This window comes from Phyllobacterium sp. P5_D12 (genome assembly GCF_054049495.1).
In genome coordinates this window covers 1-3,135 of the sequence record NZ_JBFUMG010000521.1, presented here as the reverse complement: position 1 = coordinate 3,135, position 3,135 = coordinate 1, and the positions used below count along the sequence as shown (strand labels likewise).

Here is a 3,135-nt window from a genome sequence, read left to right as displayed (position 1 = left end):
AGCACAGGGTTCGTCAACGATCAAAGACCTACTTGATCTGGTCTTCCGTATAATAGCCGCCGCCAATCAGGATTTCTTTCCAGTTGGTCTTGTCGACTTCGACCGGCTTCAGCAGGTAGGACGGAACAACCTTGACACCATTGTTGTAGGTCTTGGTGTCGTTGACTTCCGGCTCCTCGCCCTTGAGAACCTTGTCGATGAGATCGGACGTCACCTTGGCCAGTTCACGCGTGTCCTTGTAGATCGTCGAGTACTGCTCGCCTGCGATGATCGACTTGACCGATGGTACTTCCGCATCCTGTCCGGAAACGAACGGGAATGGCTGGTCCGCAGTTCCGTAGCCGACGCCGCGCAGTGAGGAAAGGATACCGATAGACAGACCATCGTATGGTGACAGAACGGCATTGACCTTCTTGTCGGTGTAATAGGCGGACAGGAGGTTATCCATGCGCGCCTGCGCAACGGCACCGTCCCAACGCAGCGTACCGACCTTGTCCATGCCCATCTGGCCGGACTGGACAACGAGCTTGCCGCTGTCGATCAGAGGCTGCAGGACAGACATCKCGCCATTATAAAAGAAGAAGGCGTTGTTATCGTCAGGCGAACCACCGAACAATTCGATGTTGAACGGGCCCTTTGCATCCGGCAGGCCAAGCGCCTTGACGAGCGAGCTTGCCTGCAGAACGCCGACCTGGAAATTGTCGAAGGTCGTGTAATAGTCGACATTCGGCGTGTCACGGATGAGGCGATCATAGGAAATAACCTTGATGCCGGCATCGTGTGCCTGCTGCAAGACGTTCGAAAGCGTGGTGCCGTCGATCGCTGCGATCACGAGGACCTTGACGCCCTTGGTGACCATGTTCTCGATCTGCGCCAGCTGGTTTGGAATATCGTCTTCCGCATATTGCAGATCGGTGGTGTAGCCGCGTTCTTTCAGCGCCTTCACCATGTTGTCTCCGTCGGCAATCCAGCGTGCCGAGGATTTGGTCGGCATCGCGATACCGACAGAGCCCTTATCCTGGGCGTAGCCTTGCGACCCCATCGCACCAAGTGCGATCAATCCCGCGGCAAACAGATTGAATATTTTCACGTGTATCCTCCCGGTTTTCATAATCATGCCCGATACGTTTGAGCGGCCTCGACCGAACTTTTTAGCCCGGACCAGTCCTCCCAGAGCAGGGTCTTCCCAACATCTATCGCAAAAGTATGACTTTTGGAATAGGACTTTCACCGAGTTGCGAAAAACCCGTCGAACCATATAATACTATTATAATATTTTTTGAAAAGAGCTGCTGGACGATACCGTATGGCCAGCTTATAACCACGCCACCAAATCTGATATATCGGGAGGAAGCCTTGAATCTGGTCCAGTTGACGAATGCCAATGGAAAGCGGCAGGTTGCCGCACGTGTCGGTGAGGAATTCCGGCATGTCAAGCGTACGCGTTCCGTTCTGGAACTCGCGCATGCGGCGATCGATGCGAACGCAGGCATAGCCGAGATTGTGGAAAAACGCGGGCTTGGCAAGAGGATCGATATTGCAGCTCCCTATGCGGAAGGCCGCTTGCTTCCTCCGATCGACACGCACGATTCTGCCCATATCCATTTGACCGGTACCGGCCTCACCCATCTCGGATCCGCCGCGACGCGCGATGCGATGCATCGCAAAGTTGGCGACGCCGAGGAAGAAAAACTGACCGATTCGATGAAGATGTTCCGCATGGGGCTCGACAACGGCAAACCGAAGAAGGGCGCGACCGGGGTACAACCAGAATGGTTCTACAAAGGCAATGGTTCAATGCTAACCGGTCCCGGCCAGCCGCTCGTCTCGCCAGCTTTTGCGGACGATGCCGGCGAAGAGCCGGAAATTGCCGGTATCTACGTTATTGGTCCGGATGGGTCGCCTTTCCGCATCGGCTTTGCACTTGCCAATGAATTCTCCGACCATGTCATGGAGCGCGTGAACTATCTCTACCTTGCCCACTCCAAGCTGCGGCCTTGCTCGCTAGGTCCCGAGTTGATTCTCGGCGATTTGCCTTCCGATGTTCGTGGCACTTCGCGTATCTTGCGTAAAAACAAGACCTTGTGGGAAAAGCCTTTCCTTTCAGGTGAAGACAACATGTCCCACACCATTGCCAATCTCGAGCATCACCATTTCAAATATGCGGTGTTCCGCCAGCCAGGGGATGTCCACGTGCATATGTTCGGCACGGCGACGCTTTCCTTTGCCGATGGCATCAAGGCCGAGAACGGCGACGTCTTCGAGATCGAAGCACCGGCCTTTGGCTTGCCCTTGCGTAATCCGCTGAAGATCGAGAAGCCCGCGAAGGTAACGATCACTACGCTGTAGCTGTGGTTCGTCCCGCGGTCAGCACCCGCTCGGCGCCTTCCTCTATGACGACGCGCATGGCTTGCTTGGCCGCCTCGACGTTGCGGGCCTTGATCGCTTCGGCGATGGCAGCGTGGCGTGCAACCGAGCGCACRTGGCTTTCGGAGTTAGGTATGGGCGAACTGATGGTGAAGGTGGTCACCAGTGCCACTTCGATCAGCGCGCTGATAGAACGCATGAACGGATTGCCGGAGGCTTCCGCTATCCCAATATGGAACTGCAGATCGCTGAAGACGAAATCTGCTGCCGATTCGCGTGCGTTTCCCATCTTCTCGACCCAATGGAACAGAGTATCGAGCTGGGCATCCRTGCGCCGCAATGCGGCAAGGCCCGCCGCTTCAGGCTCAAGCGCCAGCCGCATCTCGACGATGCTCGACAGGAAATGGGCGCTCGCACCGGCCTCGAAATGCCAGACCAGTATGTCCGGATCGAACAGGTTCCAATGCGAACGCTCCAGCACGCGCGTGCCGATCTTGGCTTTCGGCTGGATCAGCCCCTTGGCGGCGAGCGTCTTCAAAGCCTCGCGCAGTACGGTTCGTGATACCCCAAATCGTTCCAGCAATTCCGCATCACCCGGCAGAATACTGTTCTCCGGGTAGACGCCGTTTATTATCTTCAGCCCGAGATCGCGCATGACGTGGCCATGATGCGTTCGCGCCTGCCCCGCTGTGCGGAAATCATAATTGGTGAGCTGGTTGCCTGCCAAATGCTTGCCTGCTAGTTGCTTGCGTGGGTGGGGAATCTAAC

Annotated in this window: 3 protein-coding genes; 1 reads left to right on the top strand and 2 read right to left on the bottom strand. The window is 56.2% G+C overall.

Annotated elements, in window-relative coordinates; genetic code table 11:
• Positions 1–28: 28 nt before the first annotated feature.
• Positions 29–1,042 carry a multiple monosaccharide ABC transporter substrate-binding protein gene (gene chvE, locus ACXJ5O_RS22845; RefSeq protein WP_457301904.1) on the bottom strand — a complete coding sequence of 338 codons (1,014 nt, stop codon included), beginning with the start codon at positions 1,040–1,042 and terminating at the stop codon, positions 29–31.
• 314 nt (positions 1,043–1,356) lie between these two features.
• Here chvE and araD1 point away from each other — a divergent pair, with 314 nt between their 5' ends.
• The gene (araD1, locus tag ACXJ5O_RS22840) at positions 1,357–2,349 is read left to right on the top strand and encodes an AraD1 family protein (protein ID WP_457301903.1); all 993 of its coding nucleotides are present in this window, start codon (positions 1,357–1,359) and stop codon (positions 2,347–2,349) included.
• Here the strand turns inward: araD1 and ACXJ5O_RS22835 are convergent.
• Positions 2,339–3,094 carry a FadR/GntR family transcriptional regulator gene (locus tag ACXJ5O_RS22835; protein ID WP_457301902.1) on the bottom strand — a complete coding sequence of 252 codons (756 nt, stop codon included), beginning with the start codon at positions 3,092–3,094 and terminating at the stop codon, positions 2,339–2,341. The two genes, araD1 and ACXJ5O_RS22835, sit on opposite strands and share 11 nt — an antisense overlap.
• Positions 3,095–3,135: the final 41 nt, after the last annotated feature.